Here is a 23,665-nt window from a genome sequence, read left to right as displayed (position 1 = left end):
CGAGCGTTCCTCCTTACTTCGCATAACGGTTTACCGGTTTTTCTAAACCAAAATGCTCTCTCAATGTTGTGCCTTCATATTCGTTTCTGAACACGCCGCGCTCCTGTAAAATCGGAACCACTTTGTCAACGAACAGTTCAATTCCTTCCGGAAGGAGCGGAGGCATGATATTAAATCCGTCACAAGCTTTATGATCCACCCATTCCTGCATCTTGTCGGCAAGCTGTTCCGGCGTTCCGACAAAAATGTGATGGCCTCTGGAGCCTGCAACGTATTTGTAAAGCTCACGTATTGTCATATTGTCTCGTTCAGCCATTTCTTGAACAAGCTTAAATCGGCTCTTCACCGCGTTTGATGCATCCGCGTCAAGCTTTGGCAGCGGCCCGTCAAGCGGATATGCAGACAAATCAATTCCGCCTAAATAATTCTGAAGGATTTGCAGACCGACAGATGGAATGATTAAATCTTGAAGCTCTTGATATTTAGCCCGCGCCTCTTCTTCAGTGTCTGCGATGACCGGAAAAATGCCCGGCATGATCGCGATCTTCTCAGGATCGCGGCCAAACTCGGCTGCCTGCTTTTTAATTGATTGATAAAATTCCTGTGCCGATTCTAAATGGTTTTGCGCCGTAAAAATCACTTCAGCCGTTTTGGCAGCCAGCGCTTTCCCATCCCCTGATGAGCCCGCCTGAATAATGACCGGCTGGCCCTGCGGCGTTCTTGAAACGTTCAGAGGCCCGCGGACTGAGAAATAATCTCCTTTGTGGTTGAGCTCGTGCATTTTTTCTTTATCGAAGAATTCACCTGTTTCTTTATTGCGGATAAAGGCGTCCTCTTCCCATGAATCCCAAAGCCCCTTTACGGCCTCGACAAATTCTTCTGCCCGCTGATAGCGCAAGTGGTGTTCGAGATGCTTTTCCCCGCTGAAATTCAGCGCTGTTGACTCAATGGATGAGGTCACGACATTCCATCCGGCACGGCCGTTGGACAGGTGATCCAGTGAGGCGAACTGTCTGGCAATGTGAAACGGCTCGCTATAAGTAGTAGAAGCTGTCGCTGTCAGGCCAATTCTTGAAGTCACCTGCGCCAAAGCTGAGAGCAAAGTAAATGGCTCAAACCTTGTAAGCACATTCGGATGAGATTTGCTGTCGATTGACAGGCTGTCTGCTAAAAACAGCATATCCAGCTTGCCCCGCTCCGCTGTTCTCGCCAGCTCTTTAAAATAATCCAAGTTCATACTCGCATCCGCAGGCGCGTCCGGATGCCGCCAAGACGCAACATGATGTCCGGTCCCCGCAAGAAAAACTCCTAATTTGATTTGCTTCTTTTTGCTTGTCATGACGTTACTCCTTTTATAATGTTTTTTAGGCTGAAAAGTCCGAAAAATAAACTCCTATATTCCTAGTCGTTTAATATGAATAAATCAAAATGTACATTTGTATTGCGAGTTTGTCAATGAGTTGAGATTAATTTTTTCTATTTAAGCTGAAAAGACCCTTGCGTAACCATAATGGAACGGCATTGGTTCATTCAACTAGTGCAATAACCTCTATATCGGCAAGAAAACTGAATCTGATGAAGCAAAGACTAAGTTTTTATATAAGATTTCGCCATTTCCTTGCCTTTGCTTTCGCTTTTAGCAAACTGCCTATCCATTCAGACGCCGTAACGATCGTATAAAAAAACAGCTGACTCCGGATTCAAACCGGAATCAGCTGATTGATGTGAATTAATTAAGCTCGTGAATACTTTCTTCTGCTTTAGCGGAAAACACTTTAGGCTCCAAACAGTCAAGGTCTTCATGAAATAAATTTACTTTTTGGATTTGCCGATTGTCATAGTGGTGGAAATAGTAGTTTCCCGTGTCGTTACACATCACGGAAGTATATTGCGTATAATGAATTTCGTCTTTTTCCGTTATCACTGCGCCCTTGGGTATCGTCATATTTGCCAAAATTTGAAGAGCGGCTGTTACACCTTTCGTTTCATCGGCCGCCGGCTCTAGGTGTTCTTTCAAATACACAGCTCTGACAAACCGGGAAGGCGGTGTATAGTCCCCCGGCAGGCCTACAGTTCCTAAGCCTTGGCCAAAAGCGGAAAGGGCTAATCCGCCCATCTCTTTGCTCTCTAATTGCTTCGGTCTGATTCCTGTATATTGCTGCAGATTGGTTACATGCCAAATAAAGTCGGGGCTGTTCGTCATGACACCAGGCTGATTGTCATAGACTTTGAGGCCATCTGCTCTCGGTTCTATCGTCAGGCTGCGTCCCGTCCGGTCTGACAATATCCAGTGAAGCGGTAAAACCGTATCCAATAGATCTAATTTTTTCTCTACAATCGTTAAAGATCGAATCTTTTCTTTCACGTCATCCAAAGACTGACAGACTGACAGCGCCCATGTCACAAACTCATGCGGGGCAATGTGTACGGTGTCTTCCCGTATCGTTTTTTCGTACTCCGCATAGCCCGGAAAATAAAGTGCAGCACACGATAAACCGTTTTCATTAACGCCGTCTGCAAATAAAATATTACCAAGTTTTCTCCCCATACCGATAAAAGCGTACTGTGTCTGATGGGCCTTTCCGTCAGCTTCACTACTCCAACTGTAACGGCGCGGATAGAGAATCACCTCTGTCCCCAGCTGAAATGCAAAATCCATTGTTCTCGCTAATACATGTTTACGGTCAGCAGTTTCCAATGTAAGACTTGTGCACATCTGATCAGTCCCCTTTTCAATTCAGATTAATATCATACATATTGTGAACGAATTGGTTTTATCAGCATAACGAAAGTCAAATCGATTCGTCAAAGAATTGACATTATATCAATAAAACGAAAAAATCCAGCCTTTAAAAGGCTGGATTTTTTATTTAGCCAAAACAAGCTCGTGAATCGCATGCGCAACGCCATGTTCATTATTGGAGCGCGTTTGAAAGTTTGCGGCCTCAAGCACTTCCGGAATGGCGTTTGCCATGGCAACGCCGCAGCCGGCCCATTCGATCATTGTCAGATCGTTGCCGTTGTCGCCTATGCTCATGACTTCAGCCTGCTCGATTCCGAGCAGATTCGCCAGCTGACGCACAGCGTTTCCTTTGCTTGCTTCCGGATGCAGAATTTCGTAAAAGAAAGGAGCGCTTCTGACCATCGTATACTTTTCTCTCACGTCTTTCGGTATCGATGTAATGACGCGGCTTAAGTGCTCTGGTTTATCAATAAACATCACTTTCGGAATGAGAATGTCTTTAGGCATCTCCTCAGTCTTGCGGTAATGAAGCGGCACCTGTGTCACGTACGACTCATATACGGTAAATTCGCTGATATCACGGTTAGGCGTATACAGGTTGGCTGAGTCGAAGAAGTGCATCGGTGTCTTCAGCTCTAAGCTCAGATCATATAATGATGCCAAATCATCATATCCTAGAGACAATTCCGTCACCACTTCTTTTGTATGCGTATTTTGAACAAGCGCCCCATTATAGGCAATGACATAGTCGCCTTCCTCAATTAAATTGAGTTCATCTAAGTATCTCCGAACACCTCCGATAGGCCGGCCGGTGCAAAGGACAATTTTTACCCCTTCCGCTTTTGCGGCATGCAGTGCGTCGCGGACCTCCCCCGTCACTTCATGATGATCATTTAAAAGTGTTCCGTCCATATCAATTGCTATTAATTTGTACATCCTGCATCTCCTTCGTGTCGTTTTCAGGCTATAGTCCCATCATATCGTTTTTTCTTTTTGATATTCAACTGAAAGCGATGATTTTCTCCTGTTTCTGTTTAGACGTCTGCCTTGTCTCCGGATCCGCGTGCGCGGCTTTCGCTTTGGTTCTGCACCCTTTTCGCCGCTTTCTGCTTGTTTCTGTTTCATCAGCAGGAAGCCGGCAGCTAAAAATGGAATACCCGTGATATTTAAGATTGCAAGCTTCACACCCGCCGCCGTCAAAAAATATGCCCATGAAGATGAAGGATTCCGTCTGATCATCACATAAGCAGCCATTTCCAGAACAATCATGACCGCATGAAGCACTAAACAATAGATAAGCAATGCAATCACAAAAAACAGAACATAATTCACCATGGCGCCCGAGTACATCATAGAACGCAGCATTTGCATAAACGATAACGACTGCATTGTTCCGTTTATGACATTCGGATTGTAGATCGTATAGTCACTAAATACATGTTTGATTTTGAGAAAAGCCCATAATACCAACAACCACTGAATGATATGTAAAATAAGGCCTGTTAACACCAGTCTTTCCGCTTTTTTATTTCTCATGTTGCTCCTCCTTGCCGGCCTTTGACTCGATTCTTGTCATCGTTTTTTCCTGACCATTTTGCTCCCATATCAACGTCCCGTCTTTCCCTCTTTTCAGTTTGCTTTTGAGCGGATAATAGGAGCCAAGGTACTGGATCTCAATGGAACCGTCAGCGCTTTGAGATATCACCTTGTATTCCATAAAGGGCAGCTGCACCTCTCCTCTCCCTTCAATCACCTCCGTCTCCAGCACCTTGTCTTTGGTAAATGTGACCGTTGCTGATTTCACGCCATCCATGGGACCGGGGATAATGCCCTCATCCCAAGTTCCGTAATAAAACGGCGTCTCGTCTTTTGGCTTTTGGCAGCCCGAAATGATGAGACATACAGCAGACAGAAACACAATAACAGGTCCTTTTCTGCTCAGCGTCATCACCGTCCTTTCTTACTTTTTTAGGCGAATGCCGTGGCACTGTGCCAATGACTACATAGATTATAAGGAATTCACCCACATTTCTTTTTAAGGAGATTGATTACATGAACCCTTATCAATATTACAGCCCGCAGCTCCCTCAGCAGGAACCCTACTATAGCCAATATGAATACAATCCATATCCGCAGCAGGATGTATACCAGCCATACCAGACGGACAGACAGCCGGCATTGGAAAGAAGAGTCGCTGCTCTTGAACGGCAAAACGAACAGCAGACAAGAGAATTAACCCGTCTGTCGAATGAGGATCGCCGTCAAAACCGGGAAATTGCAAGATTGGCCGATCAGGTCAATCAGCTAAGCCAGACTGTTGAACGCCATACACGCCGCTTAAACCGTCTCAATCAGCGCCTCCGCGCCGTAGAAAACAGATTAAACATCCCATTTACTGCGGGCGAAGGCGGTTTCTGAAGCAAGAAAAGAAAAAAGCGGAATACGATTCTCCAGATTTCGGAGTTTCGTTTTCCGCTATTCTTATGTGCAGAGCGGGACATTTACATAAAAAGGGTTTTTACAAGTATACAATCTTTGCCGATTTCATTCAAAGATAGAGGGGGTAAGGAAAATAATTGTAGTTCCCCTTTTGCAGAATTTCTTTTGGTTAGGGTCGCATGATAATACCGACAAATGTCAATTGAACATACGGAGGGGTCATTTATGCACAATACGCAACACAGCCTGCAGCAGCTGAACCAGTGCCGCCAGACAGCTCAGCAGCTTATTCAGCAAACACAGCAAAGCAGCAACCAATATCGTCAAATGCTTCATCAGGAGCAGCAAAACATTCAAATGCTGCAACAGATTCTAAACCACGAACAACAAGCTGCACATACCATTCAGCAAGCGCTGCACGGACACGACATGGCCATTCAAAAGTGCCAGCAGGTTGTCAACATGTGCAACCAAATGCAACAAGAAATCACTGGACAATCAAGCGTGATGAATACGAATGTGTCTACACTTCCATTCGGCCAAAACACACCATTCCAGCAGCATACCTATCAGCAGTAGCATTTAAAAAGCTCAACACAATGTTTAGTGTTGAGCTTTTTTCTTACCGTTCTTTGCGAATATGTATATCTTGAATAGACTGTTTCGGCGCATGAAATCTGCTCTCGGCTTCACTTCTTGCCTCAGCAAAGGTCCGTGCCTCCACATTGTCTTTGTAGACATCCAGCTGAATCAGATACAGCGGTCGCACTTTAAAACCGTGAATAATCGTCACAGCCCACAACGGGAGCACAATAAGTAATCCGGGCGGATCAGGCAGCACGAAAGCAAACGCAAATACGAAAAAATAAATGATTCCGTATATGATCCACTTTTTATTTCTAACCTTGATGCCAATAAATAAAAAGGCAAAAAAACTGGTAATGGCAAAAGGCATGAAAATAAACAGCATCCACCAGCTATGAAGCCATTCCCATGCGGCACCTCTTTTTGTGATTTCCATATTTTCCTCCTCCTATTTACCTATAATAATCGATTAAGAATACCGCGTCACTTGTATAACAAAAACTTTCTCCTTTTAAAATAGTGATAGACGGGGCACAGGTTTCTTGCTATATTATTAATTGATAATGATAATCATTACTAATGGATCAAAATACATATTGGAGGGTTCTTGATGAAAAAGAACACATTGCTCGTGGGCATGCTGGTGCTGCTCCTCATGTTTGTCAGTGCTTGCAGCGGCACGGCTTCGAAAGGAAGCTCAGGTGATTCAGCTTCCGAAAAGACAGAAATGAGAACATACAAATCAACAAAAGGGAACGTCAACATTCCTGCACATCCGAAACGCATCGTCACTGATTTTTATGCCGGGGAATTGCTGTCTGTCGGGGCAAATGTGGTCGGCTCGGGCTCATGGTCATTTGATAATCCATTTTTAAAATCAAAGCTGAAAGATGTAAAGGATGTCGGTGATCCGATCAGCGTTGAGAAAGTCATGGAGCTTCAGCCTGACTTAATTGTTGTCATGAATGAAGAGAATGTCGATAAATTAAAGAAAATCGCTCCAACCGTTGTCGTTCCTTATAACACCGCGAAAAACGTCGAAGATACCGTTGCAATGTTCGGAGATATTGCGGGTGCCAAGGATAAAGCAAAAGCATTTATGGCTGACTTTAACAAAAAAGCGGAAGCAGCCAAAAAGAAAATAGCCGGCGTCATCGACAAAGATGCGACCTTCGGCATTTATGAAAACACGGACAAGGGCGAATTCTGGGTCTTCAATGACAATGGCGGACGTGGCGGCCAAGCTGTATACAATGCGCTTGGGTTAAAAGCGCCTGAAAAAATTGAACAAGATGTCATCAAAAAAGGAGAGATGAAACAGCTCTCTCAAGAGGTCATTCCTGAGTATGCCGCAGATTATATGTTCATTACGGACTACAATCCGAAAGGCGAAAGCAAAACACTCGACAAGCTGGAGGACTCCTCCATTTGGAAAAACCTAGACGCTGTGAAACATAATCGCGTGTTTATCAATGACTTTGACACGTTCTACCCGTACGATCCGATTTCTGTCAGCAAACAGGTGGATATCATCACCGACATGCTGATCAAACGGGCCGAAGAAAATAAAAAATAAAGAAAATGGCACAGTTATGACACTGTGCCGTTTTTTATGATTCACTTTAATGCTGACTGTACGGAGTGCGGCATATCTTCAAACCTGACTTCTTCCCAAGTCTCGACATACTTTCCTTTTGCCTTCACCTTCAAATACGCGTTCTTCCGAAGGTCTTTACCGGCGAAAAAGGTCACTTCTTCTTTTTTTCCGGATGCATGATATCCGTCTAATGTATACTCAGTACCGCCTGGGCTAAGATGTTTGCCATCTCGATCAATCTGCACATAGACATCTTGCTGGTGAATAAACGGATTAAATCTGTCTGTAACATCGTTATGAAAAAAGAGAAGCCCGCATATTATGGCAGCAGCCGCCAAGACGGCCAGGAATGCCATTGCTTTTTTCATCTTTGCACTCCCCTTACTTGTTCATTTTTTTCAAATAGCTTGACCGCACCGCGAGGAAGAACAGAAGCTGAAAAAGGAAAAACCCTCCGATGGTGAGACTGAGCGGTCCCGCTACAACGGAATAGCCATCCACGGCCAATGTTCTCAAGGCAAACAGCGTATGCATGACAGCAATGACAAATGGAAAGAAAAAGAGAATCGCCAATTGTATCGTCACGCTTTGTGACATCTCACGCTCACTCAAACCGATTTTGGCCAGCGAACGGTAACGCTCCCGATCTTCTTCTAAATCGGTGAACAGCCTGAAATATAAGAAACTTGCTGCCGCGATAAAGAAGACGATCGCGATAAACAGGCCGATGAATAAACTTAAGCTCGGCAGCTGCACCGTATCATAGTAAGTCCCGGCTTTTGCCATAAAATCAGAATGCACGTCGATATAATTGCCGTAAATCTCATTTTTCAAGGATTGGCTGAACCCAAGACCGTCTTTCCAATGATCATACCTGTAGCCGTATAATGTCGCTTTATCACCGAGTGATTTGAGCTGATCAAAGGTTTTATCGTTCACCGCGATGATGGCATTTAATGAAATCAGCGGTTTTTTGACTTCTTTTACCGACAGTTTTTGGTCAGACGGCTTGCCTTTTTGGTTCAGCAGCTTCAGCTGATCCGGCGCTTCGTTTTTGAAATTGCGGTCATACGTGCCCGGGAAAAAGACAGCCTCACCATTTTTCAGGCCGTTCAGCTTGACATGGAAGTATTTTGATACATCCGATTCGCTGATCATGTAAACAGGGGGAACAGTTTCTCCTTCCTGATAGCGAACATAAGAAACATCTATTTCGTCTTTCTTATACGTAAAGCCGTGTGTTTTCAGTTCATGGTCAATTTTTTTCAAATGAGTCTGTTCTTTTGGATTGCCGCTGTAAGATATATACTCCATCTCATAAGCGGACTCTTCCGCCCCGACGGTCGATTTGTACATCACGAGCACGCCCGTAGCCGTAAACGCAACCGCGGAAATCATGCTGACAATAAAGAACAGGCGGGCGTTGTCTTTTAAACGATAGACAAGGTCAGAAACCCAAATGATATTTTTCCCGCGCAGATAAAAGGTTTTCCACTTCTTCAGCACGCGCAGAATCCATATGCTGCTTTGGCTGAAAAAGAAATACGTTCCGATAACGGTGAGCAGTAAAATGATAAACGGTTCGGTCCCGTGGACATTGCCTTTAAGGACCATGCCGTACCCGCCGCACAGACAGGCGATGCCGAATAAGGACAGTAGCACGGACGGCTTTGGCTCCGGCTTAATCTTGTCAGTGCCCTTTATTAATTTGATAACCGTATTTGATCTGACAAAAAGGATCGTAAACTGCGATAAAAGGAAAAATAAGAGCAGAAATCCGCCAGCCGTAATACCGAGCGCTTTCCAAGGCATATACAAAGGCAGCGCGTCCATTTCTAAAATATAAGCGCCGACCGTAAAGAACGTCTTTGAAAAAATGAATCCTCCGATAATGCCGGCTGCAATTGACATGACGCCGATGATCATATTTTCCGCAGTAATGAGCTTTCTTAGCTGCCCCGGCGTGATGCCCTGCATGAGCAGGATGCCGAATTCTTTATTTCTCGATTTCAAAAATGCATTAACCGAATACAGAACAAATAAGAAAGAAAAAACAAAGATCATCCATTCCGCGGCGGTTAATCCTTTTTTGGCGATGTTATTCAGGTAGCCTTCCTTTAATGCCGGATGAAACAGGAACATCGCAAAGGTAAAGAAAATCAAAACGGAAAAGGCGCTGCTTAAAAAGAATGCAAGATAGGCCCTTTTGTTTCTCGTGACGTTTTTATAAGCGAACTGAAGAAAGGTCATTTGCGTTTCCCCCCAGCATAGACAGCACATCAAGAATTTGTTCATAAAATACTTGGCGGTTTTCCCCGCGGTAAATCTCATTAAACAGTTCGCCGTCTTTTATAAAGATGACGCGGCGGCAGTAGCTTGCCGCAACAGGATCGTGGGTCACCATCAAAGCCGTGACATGATCATCCTGATTCAGGCTCTGCATCGTTTCCATGACGTCCTTTGACGCTTTGGAATCAAGGTTTCCCGTCGGTTCATCGGCCAGGATGAGTGACGGCTTATGAATGACCGCTCTTGCGATGGCGGCCCGCTGGCGCTGGCCTCCGGACACTTCAAACGTCCGTTTGTTGAGCAGGTCTTCGATTCCGAGCTTTTCCGCGATGCCTTGCAGTTTTTCTTCCATTACAGACGGCGCTTCTTTATCAAGCGTTAATGGCAGCATAATATTTTCACCGATCGTCAGCGTGTCCAGAAGGTTGAAATCCTGAAACACAAATCCGAGCTGCTTTCGGCGGAAATGAGCGAGCTTTGTCCGCTTCAGGCGATGCGGGTTTTCTCCGTGAATCAGGATATCGCCTGAATCCGGACGGTCGATCGTTGAAATGATATTCAAAAGAGTTGTTTTTCCGGAGCCGGACGGCCCCATCACCGCCGTGAACTCACCTTCTTCTATTGAAAATGAAATTTGCTTTAAGGCTTGATAGGACACTTGTCCTTTATAGGTTTTATTTATATGTTTGACTTCAAGCATATTCGCCATGAAAATCCTCCTTATGGTTTTATTCTTGTTGGTCTGGGCTGCTTTCATGTAGTGCCGGGGCATTTAACATAAAAATCCCCTTGACGTAAATCCATGTTATCAAGGGGAAACAAAACGAGCTATGTTGTTTTCTTAACGCAGCCTTACATTTTTGTAAGAAATGAAAATCGAACCGATGTCCCTTTACCGGGAGACGAGCTGATGTCCACCGTATGATTGAGCTTGTCCGTAATTTCTTTGACGAGGTGGAGGCCGATTCCAGTAGATTCTTGGAAACGCCGTCCGTTTTCACCGGTATAATAAGGGTCAAACACCCGCTTGATGTCTTGGGAGGGAATGCCGACACCGTAATCTTTGACTTCAAGCACCGTCCTGTCTTCATCGCGGGAGACATTCAGCTCAATTCTGTCACTCTTGCCCGCTGAATACTTGACCGCATTTGTGACCACTTGGCCGATCGCAAATTTGAGCCATTTTGCATCGGTGTAAATCTTATGATCATCGCAAATGTTCATTTTCGGATAAACGCGGTATTGAATAAAAAATCGTTTATAGCTTTGAATGACTGATTGGAGAAGCTCGGACAGGGAAACCGCTTCGATTTTAAAATCCCGTTCAAACAGGTCGAGCCTTGAAGAATAAAGAAGCGTCTCCAGCCCGAATTCAATCTGCCGGACTTCTTTTTTGATTTGTTCAAAAACGGGCTCATCCTCTTCCTGAATGATTAAATTAATGACCGACAGCGGCGTCTTTACTTGGTGCACCCATTGATTCATATACGTCACGCGCGCGTCAAGCTTGGCTTCGGTCTCATGGAGCTTCTGGTGCTGCAGCCGGATCAGCTCCATCTGCTTTTCATACAGCTCTGAACAAAACACTGAAGAACCGAGATACGGGATGTCCGTCCCTTCCTGTCCCGAGCTGAGCCAATGATACACGCCGCGGTCTTTGTACCAGCGATAGGCAAGATAACCCGCCAAAATAAGAAGCTGCACGCCCAATATGTAAAACAAGTGAGAAAAAGAATGAAGACCCGCAAACCAGTAATAAAAGAAGACAAACAGCCCTTGAAGGAGAAAAAGCAGAATCAGCACTGTATGAGACCGGAGAAACAGCTTCATGACTGCGCCCTCAGCTGGTAGCCTTCGCCCCGCACCGATTCAATCGAAACAGGCGCATTCAGCTCCCGCAGTTTTTTTCTGAGCCGCGTGATATACACGTTAAGTGTATTATCATCGACGAAAATGTCGGTGTCCCACGTTTTTTCCATGAGCCTGTCTCTTCCCGTCACCTTTTCTCCCCGCTCCAGCAGCACTTCCAAAAGCTTACTTTCTTTTTTAGAAAGCTCGCTTTTTTCGTCATGAAAGCGCAGTTCAAACCGTTCCACAAAGAGCTGCACGCCGGCATATTCAACCACTTTCTCCCCCTGTTTTGCGGCGTACTCTCCGTATGCCCTGCGGATCTGGCTTTTGATTTTCGCCAGCACAATATCGTAGGAAAACGGTTTTTCGATATAATCGTCTCCGCCGTTTTCAATCGCCATCACCTGATCCATTTCCCCGTTTCTGGCTGAAATGAAAATGATCGGGCTTGTGGAGTGCTGGCGGATCTGGCGGCACCAATAATAGCCGTCATAGGACGGCAGGTTGATATCAAGCAGCACCACATCAGGCTTTTCTCGCAAAAAGACATCAAGAACAGCCGTGAAATCCGCGGCGACCACGGTTTGGTATCCGTATTTTTCAAGATAATTCTGCAATAGTCCGCGAATGTCTTCACTGTCTTCTACAATCATGATTTTATTCAAACTGAACCACTCCCGTTTCTTACACTGCTGCCATCATCATAATCGTTTCGGGGGTACGGACGCAACACCGCACAAAAAAACCGCCATCTCGGCGGTTTCAGGTCTCTTCAGCCGACCTGCTGCTTAGCTGCTTTACCGGCTGATCCGAACTCTCTCATTTTGCTTCGCACTGTCTCTTCCACGGCTCCAATGCCGGGTGTCATATAGCCGCGCGGTTCGTACAGATCGCTGTTTTCCTGAAACATGCGGCGTGTTTCGTTTGTCCAGGCTACCATACATTCCGTATTGATATTGATCTTCGCGTGGCCGAGCGTGATGGCTTTTTTGATCTGATTCTGCGGAATCCCGGATGCCCCGTGAAGAACGAGGGGAATATCAGTCATGCGGGAGATAGCCTCCATTTCCTTAAATCCGAGATTCGGCTCACCCTGATATTTGCCGTGTACAGAGCCGAGGGCAGCGGCTAGCGCGTCGATATTGGTTTCTTTGACGATCCGCTCACATTCCGTGATATCGGCATAGCGGACCCCGCCGACCAGCCCGTCTTCCATTCCTCCGACCGTGCCGACTTCGGCTTCTACTGACACGCCGTGCTTTGCGGCATAATCGGTGACTTCTTTTGTCATCGCGATATTCTCGTCAATCGGCTGATGAGAGCCGTCAATCATCACTGAGCTGAATCCGGCATCAATGGCCTGTCTGCAGCGTTCCGCACTGCTTCCGTGATCAAGATGAAGCACCACGGGAACGGTAATCGCCATTTCCTCCATTAACGCGCCGACCATGGCGGCAATCGTTTTAAATCCGCCTAAATAGTCGACAAGGCGATCGGAAGCCGCGGCGATGACTGGTGATTGCTCCTTTTGCGCCGCTTGCAAAATCGCCTTCGTCCACTGCAAACCGTTGATATTAAACTGGCCAATCGCATATTGCTCCCGCTTTGCATCTTCAAGAAGCTCTTTCATCGATACAAAAGCCATGTTCACCCCTCCTTTATCCGTTACATGTTGAAGTATTTCGATACGACATCAACCGTTGTTTTTTTCGCTGTTTGAATGGCTTCCTCAGCACTTAGCTCATAGTATTCAGGCCGGAACAGCTCAACGGATACCACATCAGAGAAGCCGATTTCCTTGAGGGCTGATAAGTGGGCATCCAAGTCAATCGCCCCTTGGCCGGGCCATACGCGATCTTCATCCGTTAAAAAGCCGATTGGGAAATCTTCCGTATCGTCAATATGATAAATAAAGATTTTCTTCCCGTCCGCCTGCTTTAAGCTTTCAATATTTGATCCCATCGCATGGAAGTGGAAGCTGTCAAAGACAAGCCCGACATTGTCGCGGCTGACAGTATTGATGATGTCATACGCCTGTTCAAATGTATTGACTGTACATTGCGGATGGCCGACAAACTCAAGGGCGATTTTTACGCCGTACGGTTCGGCGATATCAGAAAGCTCAGTCAGTACCTCTACACAGCTCTTTTTGATCTCTTCTTTTAAGATTTTCTGCTCCGTCACAAGCGGAACGGCCACCACATATTTCACACCGAGGGTTTTGCAGGTTTCCATCATGCCCTTAAATTCAGCAATGATCTCCTGATAGCCCTTTTCATCACGGTTATTGAAGAAAACGAGTGCGTTTAAGGCAAGCGGTTTAATGTGATGGGTTTGAAAGTATTCCGCAAGATCGGCCAATGAATGGTCTTTTAAGTACTCCGGCAGCTTATCCATTGTGCGGATTTCAATATAATCATAGCCATGCTTTTCACATAGCTCTAAATCCTGTTTAAGATTTGAGTTTTCCAATGTTGTTGCTTCATTGAAACACAGTTTCATGTCAGACTCCCCCATCTGCGTTTTAGATATGAAGGGAGTTCGGCAGGAAGGCTGTTCGCCATATCCCGCCGAACTCCATGCTCAGCTTATGCCAGACCTAATTCTTCTTTCATTTTTTTAAGCATAAATCGGCTTGATTCATCCGCTCTTTCGTCGACCCAAGCAAACACGGCATTCGTCGCAATTCCGTCGAACTTCATCTCTCTCAGTTTTCTGAAAATCGTATCAAAATCAACCTCGCCTTGACCAATGTCCAAATGCTGGTGAACCGTTACTTTCGCGTCAGGCGGATTGACGATGTAGCGCAGGCCATGAGCCGCTTTATGATTAAAGGTATCTGCAAATAAAACATGTGTGAGGCGGTCGCCGGCTTCGTCAAACATTGTCTCGATATCGCCTTTTCCGTCATCATAGAAGAACGTATGCGCAGTCGAGTAGACAAGGTTGATCCAGTCCTTGTCGAGCGCGCGGATCATATCCATCGCACCTTTGTGCGTTTCGATAAAATCGTACGGATGGGCTTGAAGATTGAGTTTAATGCCTTCTTTTTCAAAGACTGGCAGAAGTTCATCCATGGATTTGATAAATTTTTCTTCGCTTGTTAAAGGATCATATTTTGAACCGCTGAATTCACTGTTCATCAAATCCACTTCAAGTTCAACCGCAATTTCGATTGCCCTTTTCCAGTTGCGCACCGCAGCCTGGCGGCGGTCTTCTTCAGGACCCGCCCAGTGGTAAAGCGGAAGGAGTGATGAAAGCTTAACACCTGTATCCCTTAAAAGCCGCTTTAATTGTTTGATCTTTGCTGAATCGACTTTCGGATATTTATAGAATGGACAAAAATCCTCACGCGGCGACAACTCGATATATTCATAGCCAAGCTCTGCCGTTTTATAGACCATTTCCTCCAACGTTAAATCATCTCGATACATCGATGGATCCAATGCTAATTTCATTTTTTTCACTCCTCCATATTCCTAGTTTTCCACTGTTGTAAAGGATTGATAGAATTCCGGTTTTTCCTTCAAATCAACCTTTTCTTTTTGTCCAGATTCCTGGGCCTTTACACACGCGTCAGTCGTAACGGCAGCAATATAGCCGTCCCAAGCCGTCGGCCCGCTGACTTCGCCTTTTTTCTGGATCGAATCAATGAAGTCTTGGATTTCCACATCGTACGCATCCACAAAGCGTCTCTGCCAATCCATCAGAATATTTGTGCTGAATTTGCCTTCTTTTCTCATGCTGATGCTTGATGGTTCAGGAAGCTTGATGATGCCGTCTTCTCCGACGATCTCACATTGAATGTCATAACCGTATTTACAGTTCACATAGATTTCAGCATTGATGACGATACCGCCTTTTGTTTCAATGACTACGATTTGCGGATCTTTTAAGTGCGGCAGGGCATTTTTTGATTTTTTCGGATAGATAACTTGAACGGACTCGTAGTCATCTTTGACGAGCCAGTGCAGCACATCAATTTCATGAACAAGCGTGTCGACTACGGCCATATCCGTTGTGTAGTTGTCTCCCACAGTAGGGTTGCGGTGCGCGCAGTGAATCATGAGCGGCTCGCCGATGACATTGTTGTCGAGCGCTTCCTTCAACTGTACGTAACCGCTGTCATAACGGCGCATAAAGCCGACTTGAACAAGGCGTTTCCCCGTTTTCATTTCCTCTTCGACGATGCGCATGCATCCTTCAGCAGTTGTCGCAAGCGGCTTTTCACAAAATACATATTTCTGGGCTTTAATCGCTTTCAACACACTCGATTCGTGCGCAGGCCCCCAGCTTGTCACTAGGACAGCGTCTACATTTTCATCTGCCAGAAGGCTGTCATCATCAGGATATACTGCTGCGTTTAATTGGTAGTGCTCGACGACATTCTGTGCGGCTTCTTGATTCACATCCGTTACAGCTACAATTTCTGCGCCGGACAGTTTGTTTGTGATGCGGTTAATATGTTCTTTTCCGATTGCTCCAGTTCCAATAACACCAATACGTAAACTCATTGACAGCCACTCCCTCTGTTTGTTACATCATTTTGCTTTCAGTTTCTTGCTTTACATGATTGTGAGGCGATCCGTAGAGTTCCTCTTGAATTTGTTCAAGCGACTTGCCAGATGTATTCGGCGCGAAAAGAAGCCCGATCATCATGCTGGCCGTCACACACCCGAGGAGAATTGCAGCCATCGTTCCAATGCCGAAATGGCTGATAATCATTGGGACAAACAGACTCCAAATCCCTATTGAGATACGAACAAGGAAAAACATCAGTCCTTGTGCGGAAGCACGGTATTGAGTAGGAAAAATTTCGCTGGCCCATAATTGATAGTTCGCTTGCTGGCCGGCTCCGTTATTGATCCCCATCACCACGATAAACAGAAGCAGGACCGGCAGTCCTTCAACCGGGAGCAGAAACAGCGTCCAGCCGATGACGGCCATAAAAGCAGCGATTCCAAAAACCGTTTTTCTATATTGATCTGCAAAGGGCATAAAGATCAGAGCGACCCCCAGGCCGGTAAAGATAAACAGGCCCATTTGCAAAAGATTTGCCATGTTGGCAGATACCCCGCCGACCTGCTGATAAATGTAAGGCATAAAGAAGCCCATAACGCCGGCGGCTAAGTTCCAAACCAAGTACACACCCATTAAAAACAGGATGCTTTTTACATACTTAGGCTTGAGCAAATCAAAATACGAGGTTTTGTGTAATACAGCCGGCTTCTCTGCCGCCTGTGTGTCTGCGGGCTTATTTTTCTGCTGCCACGCGTCTGACTCAGGAAGCCTGATTCTGAGGACGTACGTAATAAGCGCAATGACAAGCAGATGGGCAAATACGATTTTATTTCCCAACAGACCTAAATCACCGACCAACACAGAGAGAAGCAGAACAGCGACTGCCCCTGCGGCCCACGCAACCTGTGCCACCCCGCAGTGGCGGGCCCGGTTTTTCTTAGGCGCGTTTTCCGCGATGATCGTCCATGAGGCGGTGATATCAGCGCCAACTGATAGCCCGATAATCATGTAACCGCTTAACAGCATGGGAAAGTTAACACTAAACAGGACGAAACAAATCCCCAGCGCATAAATCAGCATGCTGTTCGTATAAACAGCTTTTCGCCCGACTTTATCCGCCAAAAATCCCCCAAGCAAAGCACCGACAGCGGCAGAGATGGCATTCGCACTCAATGCGCCGAGCAATCCGATTTGGGTATCTGACAGCTTCAGGTAACTGACCCATAACGATAAACCAGCAGATCCAGCCACAATCGAACCGGCATCTATATAGTTAGCCAATGCTGCCGCGATTGTCCGTTTATTGAAGGCCGAATCTGCATTGGTATGGCCCATATATTCAGTCCCCATTACGCCAGATCCAGCAACTGCTCATCAATATAGTTTCTCGCGATCAATGCATACTCAAGCGGGTTTGCGACATCGGGGTCCTGTTCAGCTTCAATGACAATCCATCCGGAATAATTGTGCTTTAACAGCAGCTGATATACGTCTCTAAAATCAATGCAGCCGTCACCGGGAACCGTAAACATGCCTTGTAAAAACGATTGCTGAAACGATTTCCCTTCGAGTTTGCATTGTTCCATAACGTTCAGACGGGCATCCTTAAAATGGACATGTTTAATGCGATCGATATGCTTTTTCAGCATGCCCATGTAGTCGCCGTCAGAAATATACGCATGACCCGTATCGTAGAGGAGGTGCACATGTGCAGGGTCTGTTCCCTCCATCAGGCGGTCCACTTCAGCCGCTGTTTGGACGCCGGTGCCGAGATGGTGATGATATACCAGCTTTAAGCCATGCTGATCGGCAATTTTCCCAAGATGATTTAATCCTTCACAAAGCCGTTCCCATTCCTCATCAGTAAAATGCGGTTTCTCTGTGAACACGTTTTTCTCCAGACTTTGCACGCTGTAGGTTTGTTCAGAGACAACTGCAACATCCGCATTGACTTGCTGCAAATACTCACAATGCAGGGTAAATGCCTTCGCCGCTTCACCAAGTCCGTCACGCAAAATAAAACTGCTGAACCATTTTCCCGCAATGCGTAAATTCCGAAGCTTAAGCTCTTTATTAAGAATGGAAGGCTCGGGGAAAAAGCCCCCGACTTCCGTACCTTGAAAACGCGCGACAACTATATCACTTAACAAATGCTGAAGTGTATTTCCCGCTCCGATTTCAGGCATATCATCATTCCGCCACCCAATGGGAGCGATCCCCCACAGGATTTCATGTTTGCCCATCATGATGCCTCCCCTCTAATACTGCTTTGCAGATTCGAGCATTTTCTCTTTTGCTTCATATGCTTTTTGAACGCTTTCTTGTTCAGATACTTCAGCCACTCCGACATGCCACCAGCTGTCATAGCCGTCAGTCATTGTTTTTGGCAGCACTTTCATTTCAATCAACGTTGATACGTCTTGTTTCTTCGCATCCTCTAACGCCGCTTTTAACTCTTCTACTGTGTTAGCACGGTACGTTTTCGCGCCATAACCCTCAGCGACTTTCGCGTAATCGACATTCAAGATTTGGTTGTCATCTGTGCGGAACTCACAGTAGTAGCTGCCGCTTCCGTGGTCCATTTGCAGGTTGTTGATACATCCGAATCCTGAGTTGTCAAAAAGCAGCACATTGATCTTCTTGTTATACTGAATCGCTGTGATCAGTTCGGAATGAAGCATCAGGAAGCTGCCGTCTCCGACAATCGTATACACTTCTCTGTCTGGGTGAGCCAATTTAAGCCCCAGTGTGCCGGACACTTCATAGCCCATGCAGGAATATCCGTACTCCAGGTGATACGTATTCGGGACATTGGAGTGCCACAAACGCTGCAAATCTCCCGGAAGAGAGCCTGCCGAACAGATAATCACACTGTCTTCAGGAATGGTCTCGTTAATCGTCAGCAATGCCGTTGTTTGCGGAAACTCGGTATTCAACGCGTCAGCGTACTCGTTTAGAATCTCTTGAGAGAAATGATGTTTGATTTCCGGATCAAATGCTTCCCGCTTAAATGTCACTTTGCTGAGGCGGTCGCGTTCAGCGAGCCATTCGTCCTTCAGCTCCTTGATCGTTGAACCGAATTCACTCCTATAGCCTTCAAGCAGGCCGTGCAGTTTGCCAAGCGTCACTTTCGCATCCGCCACCACTTGGAACGCATCGAGTTTATACGCCTGCATTCGGCTGACATTGATGTTCAGAAACTTCGCTTTATCAAAATCAAAAGCGGTCTTAGAGGATGTCGCAAAATCCGTATATCTTGTGCCGATACCGATAATCAAATCTGCTTGGCGGGCCGCCTTATTTGCCGCGAGGGTTCCTGTGATGCCCATTCCGCCCAAGTTGTTCGGAAAATCAGCTTCCACAGTCGATTTGCCTGCCTGTGTTTCAACCAGCGGAATGTCATAGGCCTCAGATATGGCTATTAATTCATCGCGCGCACCGGAATATTTCGCGCCTCCGCCTACGAGGATCACAGGTTTTTTGCTGGCTTTGATCAGCTCCGCCGCACCTAGAAGTTCACGCTCGCTCGGCTGCATGCGATCAATATAGTGAACCCGTTTGACGAAGAAACTTTCATCGAAATCGTACGCTTCGCCTTCCACATCCTGAGAAATGCAAATGGTCGCCGGACCCGCTTTTGCCGGATCGGTCATGACTTCAAAAGCGCGAAGCAAGCTGCTCATCAGCTGCTCAGGGCGTGTAACGCGATCCCAGTATCTCGATACAGGCTTCAATGCATCGTTTGTTGTAACCGCCGCACTGTACTCTTGCTCCATTTGCTGCAGTACAGGGTCGGGCTGTCTTGTCGCAAATGTATCTGCCGGAATGAAGAGAACAGGAATATTATTTGCCAATGCAGTGCCGGCTGCCGCCACTAAGTTGGCCGCTCCCGGTCCGACAGATGTTGAGACCGCGTAAATTTTTCTTCTCAGCATTTGCTTGCTGTACGCCATTGCGGCATGCGCCATTCCCTGTTCATTTTTCCCTTGGTACACTTTTAAATGGCCAGCATCCTGCTCAAGCGCCTGCCCAATCCCTAAAACATTTCCATGACCGAAAATCGTGAAAATCCCTTCTACGAAAGGCTCTTCCTTGCCATCAACATGGATGTACTGCTGGTTTAAGAATGTAATCAGCGCTTGTGCTGTTGTTAAGCGAATTTTCTTACCCACAAACGATCCCACCTTTACTCGATCTTTTTCAATTATGACTGTGCTTCAATAAGCTGTACGATTTCTTCCGCTGTCGGCATGGCTTCCGATGAGCTATGCTTGCTGACAACAATGGAGGCTGAGGCGCTTCCGTATTTCAATGCCGTTTCAATGTCTTTGCCGCTGACAAGTCCGTAGATAAAGGCCGAAGCATACGAGTCACCGGCTCCGAAGGTTTTCAGCACTTTTGTCTTGTACGCTTGGGCGCGGAAGACTTCGCCGGATTTGCTGTATGCGTACGAGCCTTCTACACCATGCTTGATGACGACGAGGTCGGCTGAATGGTCAAATAAATAATCGACAGACTCTTCATTGCTGCCGCCTGTGCGGTTTTCCATGACATCGAATTCATCCCGTGTTCCGATGACGATATCGGACTGCTCAGCGACCAAAGAATAGTAAACAGCTGTTTCATCGGCTGACTGCCATGTATATGGGCGATAATCCAGTTCGAACACGACTTTTACCTGGTGATTTTTCGCATATTGAACGGCTTTTAACACCGCTTCCCGTGACGGGCTTTTAGCGAGCGCTGTCCCGGAAACGAGCAGCATTTTCGCATTTGCGATGTAGTCCTCGCTTACCTCTGAAGGCTCAAGATAAAGATCGGCCACGTCATCGCGGTACATTAAGATACTGCATTCTTCCGGACTCAGAATTTCAGTAAATGCGAGACCGGCTTTATGCCCTTCCTTATCAACGACCATTTGTGTTGTGTCTACGCCGGTTTTTCTCATATAGGACTCTATGAATCTGCCATGCTGGTCATCTGGAATTTTGCCGATAAAGCCCGCTTTTAAGCCGAGCTTTGAGCTGCCGATCGCGATATTCGCAGGCGAGCCGCCGACGTATTTCGAAAATGTTATCGTTTCTTCCATTGGGCGATTGTATTCAACCGCGTTCAAATCAATACACGCCCGGCCGATGGCAACAATATCAAAGTCCTTCTCTTCGTTGAATGTATACTTCATCGTAAACAGCCACTCCTCACTTGTTAGCGTTCTAAAATCCACTCATGAGCCGGATCATTATGAAACTTCCATTTTCGTGTCGGTCCTGCCATGACATTTAAATAGTAGGACGTATATCCGTCCGGCACACCTACCGGGTGATATCCCGCAGGAACGATGACAACGTTTTCATTTTCTACAGTCATTGTCTCGTCAATGGAGCGGTCATCTGTGTAAACGCGCTGAAATACAAAGCCTTGGCCCGGATCTAATTCATGGTAGTAGGTTTCTTCCAAGAAGGACTCCTCCGGCAGGTTGTCTTGATCGTGTTTATGAGGCGGGTAGCTGGACCAGTTTCCGCTGTCTGTATACACTTCAACCACTAAGAGGCTGTTAGCTGAAGGATCTGAATCCGGAAGAATGTTGTGAACGGTCCGTTTGTTGGAAAACTTTCCGCGATGTTCAATCCCGTTGTCTTCCGCCTTGATCAGCTTTGTCGGAAGCTGTTTCTCTGATGGCGAATAACAAAGCGCCACTCTCGCATCACTCTCTGCCGTAATCTGAAAGGCACGGTCATTGGAGATATAGACGCTGTCTGTCGGTTTTCTCTCAAATACGCTTTCACGCGTACCGATATGTTCAAACGTAGATTCATGATCCGTCACTGTGATTTTTCCCGTCACTGCCACAATGCAGATTTCTTGTTTTTTCAATTCTTCTGTATAGCTTGAACCGGATGCGAGTTCTAACACTTTAAACTCTACATAGGTAAGATCTGAGTTTGATTTCGTTACTTCATGCACAAGTTTGACGCCTTTTGATACTTCATTCGACTGCGGCTTACGCAACAAATGACTCATGGTTAAGCCCTCCTCTTTCTATGGTAAGAATGAGTCCGAACAGCGCCGAGACACGCCGTTCGGCTGTTCGTCGTTTAGTTGAAATCGGGTGCCGGGTATCTTGCTGTCACCACTTTTTTACGCGTGTAGAAGTCGACGCTGTCTTTTCCGTTCGCATGCAGCGTTCCAAAGAATGAAGATTTCCAGCCTGAGAATGGGAAGAACGCCATCGGTGCCGGCACACCCAGGTTGATGCCGAGCATTCCCGCATCAATGTTTTCACGGAAGTAGCGGATGGCATTTGAGTTCGATGTGAACAAGCAGGCGCCGTTCGCAAACTCAGACTTGTTGGCAATCTCAATGGCTTCTTTCAGGTTTTTCACGCGGATGACGGATAATACCGGAGCGAAAATTTCATCTTTCCAGATCGTCATCTCTGTCGTGACGTTATCGAAGATTGTCGGGCCGACAAAGTAACCGTCGTCAGATACGTTTTCACGTCCGTCACAAACGAGTCTCGCGCCTTCTTCCAATCCTTTTTCAATATAGCTGAGCGTGCGTTTCTTGTTGTCCTCGCGAATAACCGGTCCTAAAAACACGCCGTCATCAAGGCCGTTTCCGATTTTAATCTCAGCCACTTTTTCCTGCAGCTTCGCTATGAATTCATCAGCGATACCTTCTTCAACTGTCACAACCGCACAAGCCATGCAGCGTTCTCCAGCTGAACCGAAGGCTGCTCCGATGATGTTTGTGACCGTGTCTTCGAGATTCGCATCATTCAGGACAATCGTGTGGTTTTTCGCGCCTGTCAGAGATTGAACACGTTTTAAGTTTTCGCTACCTTTTTTGTAGACGTATTCGCCAACAGGCTTAGAGCCAACAAATGAAATCGCTTTAATTTCAGGATGCTCCAGAATGCCGTTTACCACATCATGTGCACCATATACGACGTTGAAAACACCTTTAGGAAGGCCCGCTTTTTCGAAGAGCTCAACCAATTTCTCCGTTAACAGCGGCGTACGCTCAGACGGTTTTAAAATAAATGTGTTGCCGAGTGCAATGGCCATTGGGAACATCCAGCAAGGAACCATCATCGGGAAGTTAAATGGTGCGATTCCGCCGACAACTCCAATTGGGTAGCGGTAGTTGGCCGCTTCCACATCCGTCGCAATAGAAGCAAGTGAGTCACCCATCATCAGAGAAGGCGCACCGGCTGCGAACTCAACGTTTTCAATCCCGCGTCCCACTTCCCCCAGAGCTTCTTTTGTGTTTTTGCCGTTTTCGATGGTAATCAGATGAGCAAGTTCTTCTTTATGCTGAGACAGCAGCTGCTGGAAGTTAAATAGAATTCTCGCACGGCGCGGAACCGCCACTTTCGACCATGTTTTAAATGCCTCACCCGCTGTTTGAGCCGCGTAATCAATATCTTCTTTTGTAGAAATCGGCACTTGGCACAGCACTTCTTTCGTAGCCGGATTGATAACGTCTTCATATTGATCCGTTTTGCTTTCAACCCATTCACCGTTGATATAGTTTTTTAATTTTCTGATTTCTGCCATTCTTATTGCCTCCTTCATTAGTAAACACATACACTTGTATGGATGGTTCAGGATAGATTCATAAGATAAGAATTAACCGCT

24 protein-coding genes and 1 pseudogene are annotated in these 23,665 nt (G+C 46.2%); 3 read left to right on the top strand and 22 right to left on the bottom strand.

The window, feature by feature from the left end:
* Positions 1–13 precede the first annotated feature (13 nt).
* From H7F27_RS01080 to H7F27_RS01055, 6 genes and pseudogenes are all read right to left on the bottom strand, one after another.
* Positions 14–1,339, bottom strand: coding sequence for an LLM class flavin-dependent oxidoreductase (locus H7F27_RS01080; protein WP_024123426.1), 1,326 nt, complete (start codon positions 1,337–1,339; stop codon positions 14–16).
* A 187-nt stretch (positions 1,340–1,526) separates the two neighbouring features.
* Positions 1,527–1,734 (bottom strand): annotated as a pseudogene (locus H7F27_RS01075) (hypothetical protein).
* Positions 1,730–2,716, bottom strand: coding sequence for a penicillin V amidase (gene yxeI / locus H7F27_RS01070; RefSeq protein ID WP_024123427.1), 987 nt, complete (start codon positions 2,714–2,716; stop codon positions 1,730–1,732). The pseudogene H7F27_RS01075 and the gene yxeI overlap by 5 nt, the downstream one beginning before the upstream one ends.
* Positions 2,717–2,866: 150 nt before the next feature.
* The gene (gene yidA, locus H7F27_RS01065; protein WP_185848430.1) at positions 2,867–3,679 is read right to left on the bottom strand and encodes a sugar-phosphatase; all 813 of its coding nucleotides are present in this window, start codon (positions 3,677–3,679) and stop codon (positions 2,867–2,869) included.
* Between the two features lie 39 nt (positions 3,680–3,718).
* The gene (locus H7F27_RS01060; RefSeq protein ID WP_101859701.1) at positions 3,719–4,279 is read right to left on the bottom strand and encodes a hypothetical protein; all 561 of its coding nucleotides are present in this window, start codon (positions 4,277–4,279) and stop codon (positions 3,719–3,721) included.
* On the bottom strand, positions 4,269–4,691 hold the full coding sequence (locus H7F27_RS01055) for a DUF3255 family protein (protein ID WP_185848429.1): 423 nt from the start codon (positions 4,689–4,691) through the stop codon (positions 4,269–4,271). Before H7F27_RS01055 ends, H7F27_RS01060 begins: the two co-directional genes overlap by 11 nt.
* Positions 4,692–4,795: 104 nt before the next feature.
* Between H7F27_RS01055 and cotNE the strand changes: the two genes are divergently transcribed.
* Together cotNE and H7F27_RS01045 are read left to right on the top strand one after the other, a co-directional pair.
* The gene (gene cotNE, locus H7F27_RS01050; RefSeq protein ID WP_103672014.1) at positions 4,796–5,161 is read left to right on the top strand and encodes an inner spore coat protein CotNE; all 366 of its coding nucleotides are present in this window, start codon (positions 4,796–4,798) and stop codon (positions 5,159–5,161) included.
* A gap of 246 nt (positions 5,162–5,407) precedes the next feature.
* The gene (locus H7F27_RS01045) at positions 5,408–5,761 is read left to right on the top strand and encodes a hypothetical protein (RefSeq protein WP_103672015.1); all 354 of its coding nucleotides are present in this window, start codon (positions 5,408–5,410) and stop codon (positions 5,759–5,761) included.
* 43 nt (positions 5,762–5,804) lie between these two features.
* On the opposite strand, the gene H7F27_RS01040 is transcribed toward H7F27_RS01045, so the two are convergent.
* Complete coding sequence (locus tag H7F27_RS01040) at positions 5,805–6,203, bottom strand: hypothetical protein (protein ID WP_103672016.1); 399 nt, start codon at positions 6,201–6,203, stop codon at positions 5,805–5,807.
* A 174-nt stretch (positions 6,204–6,377) separates the two neighbouring features.
* Here H7F27_RS01040 and H7F27_RS01035 point away from each other — a divergent pair, with 174 nt between their 5' ends.
* The gene (locus tag H7F27_RS01035) at positions 6,378–7,343 is read left to right on the top strand and encodes an iron-hydroxamate ABC transporter substrate-binding protein (protein WP_103672017.1); all 966 of its coding nucleotides are present in this window, start codon (positions 6,378–6,380) and stop codon (positions 7,341–7,343) included.
* A gap of 41 nt (positions 7,344–7,384) precedes the next feature.
* Here H7F27_RS01035 and H7F27_RS01030 read toward each other — a convergent pair whose 3' ends face one another.
* From H7F27_RS01030 to iolA, 15 genes are all read right to left on the bottom strand, one after another.
* Positions 7,385–7,732 (bottom strand): YxeA family protein, encoded by a 348-nt coding sequence (locus H7F27_RS01030; RefSeq protein WP_185848428.1) that lies wholly within the window; start codon positions 7,730–7,732, stop codon positions 7,385–7,387.
* A gap of 13 nt (positions 7,733–7,745) precedes the next feature.
* Complete coding sequence (gene yxdM, locus H7F27_RS01025) at positions 7,746–9,614, bottom strand: ABC transporter permease YxdM (RefSeq protein WP_185848427.1); 1,869 nt, start codon at positions 9,612–9,614, stop codon at positions 7,746–7,748.
* Positions 9,589–10,362, bottom strand: coding sequence for an ABC transporter ATP-binding protein YxdL (yxdL, locus tag H7F27_RS01020; RefSeq protein WP_185848426.1), 774 nt, complete (start codon positions 10,360–10,362; stop codon positions 9,589–9,591). The genes yxdM and yxdL overlap by 26 nt, the downstream gene beginning before the upstream one ends.
* A gap of 143 nt (positions 10,363–10,505) precedes the next feature.
* Positions 10,506–11,483 carry a two-component system sensor histidine kinase YxdK gene (gene yxdK, locus H7F27_RS01015; protein WP_185848425.1) on the bottom strand — a complete coding sequence of 326 codons (978 nt, stop codon included), beginning with the start codon at positions 11,481–11,483 and terminating at the stop codon, positions 10,506–10,508.
* Complete coding sequence (gene yxdJ, locus H7F27_RS01010) at positions 11,480–12,169, bottom strand: two-component system response regulator YxdJ (protein ID WP_024123439.1); 690 nt, start codon at positions 12,167–12,169, stop codon at positions 11,480–11,482. Before yxdJ ends, yxdK begins: the two co-directional genes overlap by 4 nt.
* A 107-nt stretch (positions 12,170–12,276) precedes the next feature.
* A complete protein-coding gene (iolJ, locus tag H7F27_RS01005) occupies positions 12,277–13,149 on the bottom strand; it encodes a 6-phospho-5-dehydro-2-deoxy-D-gluconate aldolase (RefSeq protein ID WP_024123440.1) in 873 nt (290 codons plus the stop codon).
* 20 nt (positions 13,150–13,169) lie between these two features.
* Positions 13,170–14,006, bottom strand: coding sequence for a 2-keto-myo-inositol isomerase (gene iolI / locus H7F27_RS01000; protein ID WP_101859694.1), 837 nt, complete (start codon positions 14,004–14,006; stop codon positions 13,170–13,172).
* Between the two features lie 86 nt (positions 14,007–14,092).
* Positions 14,093–14,962, bottom strand: coding sequence for a sugar phosphate isomerase/epimerase family protein (locus tag H7F27_RS00995; protein WP_101859693.1), 870 nt, complete (start codon positions 14,960–14,962; stop codon positions 14,093–14,095).
* Between the two features lie 21 nt (positions 14,963–14,983).
* Positions 14,984–16,018, bottom strand: coding sequence for a bifunctional inositol 2-dehydrogenase/D-chiro-inositol 1-dehydrogenase (gene iolG, locus H7F27_RS00990; protein WP_101859692.1), 1,035 nt, complete (start codon positions 16,016–16,018; stop codon positions 14,984–14,986).
* A gap of 22 nt (positions 16,019–16,040) precedes the next feature.
* On the bottom strand, positions 16,041–17,360 hold the full coding sequence (locus H7F27_RS00985; protein ID WP_185848424.1) for an MFS transporter: 1,320 nt from the start codon (positions 17,358–17,360) through the stop codon (positions 16,041–16,043).
* A 14-nt stretch (positions 17,361–17,374) separates the two neighbouring features.
* The gene (gene iolE, locus H7F27_RS00980; RefSeq protein WP_024123445.1) at positions 17,375–18,268 is read right to left on the bottom strand and encodes a myo-inosose-2 dehydratase; all 894 of its coding nucleotides are present in this window, start codon (positions 18,266–18,268) and stop codon (positions 17,375–17,377) included.
* Between the two features lie 15 nt (positions 18,269–18,283).
* A complete protein-coding gene (gene iolD, locus H7F27_RS00975) occupies positions 18,284–20,197 on the bottom strand; it encodes a 3D-(3,5/4)-trihydroxycyclohexane-1,2-dione acylhydrolase (decyclizing) (RefSeq protein WP_185848423.1) in 1,914 nt (637 codons plus the stop codon).
* Positions 20,198–20,229: 32 nt separating this feature from the next.
* Positions 20,230–21,207, bottom strand: coding sequence for a 5-dehydro-2-deoxygluconokinase (gene iolC, locus H7F27_RS00970; protein ID WP_185848422.1), 978 nt, complete (start codon positions 21,205–21,207; stop codon positions 20,230–20,232).
* Positions 21,208–21,230: 23 nt separating this feature from the next.
* The gene (gene iolB, locus H7F27_RS00965) at positions 21,231–22,046 is read right to left on the bottom strand and encodes a 5-deoxy-glucuronate isomerase (RefSeq protein WP_024123448.1); all 816 of its coding nucleotides are present in this window, start codon (positions 22,044–22,046) and stop codon (positions 21,231–21,233) included.
* 74 nt (positions 22,047–22,120) lie between these two features.
* The gene (iolA, locus tag H7F27_RS00960; protein WP_024123449.1) at positions 22,121–23,584 is read right to left on the bottom strand and encodes a methylmalonate-semialdehyde dehydrogenase; all 1,464 of its coding nucleotides are present in this window, start codon (positions 23,582–23,584) and stop codon (positions 22,121–22,123) included.
* Positions 23,585–23,665 lie beyond the last annotated feature (81 nt).

It is taken from the genome of Bacillus sp. PAMC26543 (assembly GCF_014250375.1).
Taxonomy (GTDB): domain Bacteria; phylum Bacillota; class Bacilli; order Bacillales; family Bacillaceae; genus Bacillus; species Bacillus halotolerans.
Note: the sequence above shows the minus strand (reverse complement) of the source record. Positions and strands in the feature narration are given on the sequence as shown.

What these genes read in the sequence shown, in the direction of transcription:
- H7F27_RS01080 (WP_024123426.1), bottom strand. Translation starts at nt 1,339, where the DNA reads ATGACAAGCAAAAAGAAGCAAATCAAATTAGGAGTTTTTCTTGCGGGG.
- yxeI (WP_024123427.1), bottom strand. Translation starts at nt 2,716, where the DNA reads ATGTGCACAAGTCTTACATTGGAAACTGCTGACCGTAAACATGTATTA.
- yidA (WP_185848430.1), bottom strand. Translation starts at nt 3,679, where the DNA reads ATGTACAAATTAATAGCAATTGATATGGACGGAACACTTTTAAATGAT.
- H7F27_RS01060 (WP_101859701.1), bottom strand. Translation starts at nt 4,279, where the DNA reads ATGAGAAATAAAAAAGCGGAAAGACTGGTGTTAACAGGCCTTATTTTA.
- H7F27_RS01055 (WP_185848429.1), bottom strand. Translation starts at nt 4,691, where the DNA reads ATGACGCTGAGCAGAAAAGGACCTGTTATTGTGTTTCTGTCTGCTGTA.
- cotNE (WP_103672014.1), top strand. Translation starts at nt 4,796, where the DNA reads ATGAACCCTTATCAATATTACAGCCCGCAGCTCCCTCAGCAGGAACCC.
- H7F27_RS01045 (WP_103672015.1), top strand. Translation starts at nt 5,408, where the DNA reads ATGCACAATACGCAACACAGCCTGCAGCAGCTGAACCAGTGCCGCCAG.
- H7F27_RS01040 (WP_103672016.1), bottom strand. Translation starts at nt 6,203, where the DNA reads ATGGAAATCACAAAAAGAGGTGCCGCATGGGAATGGCTTCATAGCTGG.
- H7F27_RS01035 (WP_103672017.1), top strand. Translation starts at nt 6,378, where the DNA reads ATGAAAAAGAACACATTGCTCGTGGGCATGCTGGTGCTGCTCCTCATG.
- H7F27_RS01030 (WP_185848428.1), bottom strand. Translation starts at nt 7,732, where the DNA reads ATGAAAAAAGCAATGGCATTCCTGGCCGTCTTGGCGGCTGCTGCCATA.
- yxdM (WP_185848427.1), bottom strand. Translation starts at nt 9,614, where the DNA reads ATGACCTTTCTTCAGTTCGCTTATAAAAACGTCACGAGAAACAAAAGG.
- yxdL (WP_185848426.1), bottom strand. Translation starts at nt 10,362, where the DNA reads ATGGCGAATATGCTTGAAGTCAAACATATAAATAAAACCTATAAAGGA.
- yxdK (WP_185848425.1), bottom strand. Translation starts at nt 11,483, where the DNA reads ATGAAGCTGTTTCTCCGGTCTCATACAGTGCTGATTCTGCTTTTTCTC.
- iolJ (WP_024123440.1), bottom strand. Translation starts at nt 13,149, where the DNA reads ATGGCTTTTGTATCGATGAAAGAGCTTCTTGAAGATGCAAAGCGGGAG.
- iolI (WP_101859694.1), bottom strand. Translation starts at nt 14,006, where the DNA reads ATGAAACTGTGTTTCAATGAAGCAACAACATTGGAAAACTCAAATCTT.
- H7F27_RS00995 (WP_101859693.1), bottom strand. Translation starts at nt 14,962, where the DNA reads ATGAAATTAGCATTGGATCCATCGATGTATCGAGATGATTTAACGTTG.
- iolG (WP_101859692.1), bottom strand. Translation starts at nt 16,018, where the DNA reads ATGAGTTTACGTATTGGTGTTATTGGAACTGGAGCAATCGGAAAAGAA.
- H7F27_RS00985 (WP_185848424.1), bottom strand. Translation starts at nt 17,360, where the DNA reads ATGGGCCATACCAATGCAGATTCGGCCTTCAATAAACGGACAATCGCG.
- iolE (WP_024123445.1), bottom strand. Translation starts at nt 18,268, where the DNA reads ATGGGCAAACATGAAATCCTGTGGGGGATCGCTCCCATTGGGTGGCGG.
- iolC (WP_185848422.1), bottom strand. Translation starts at nt 21,207, where the DNA reads ATGAAGTATACATTCAACGAAGAGAAGGACTTTGATATTGTTGCCATC.
- iolB (WP_024123448.1), bottom strand. Translation starts at nt 22,046, where the DNA reads ATGAGTCATTTGTTGCGTAAGCCGCAGTCGAATGAAGTATCAAAAGGC.
- iolA (WP_024123449.1), bottom strand. Translation starts at nt 23,584, where the DNA reads ATGGCAGAAATCAGAAAATTAAAAAACTATATCAACGGTGAATGGGTT.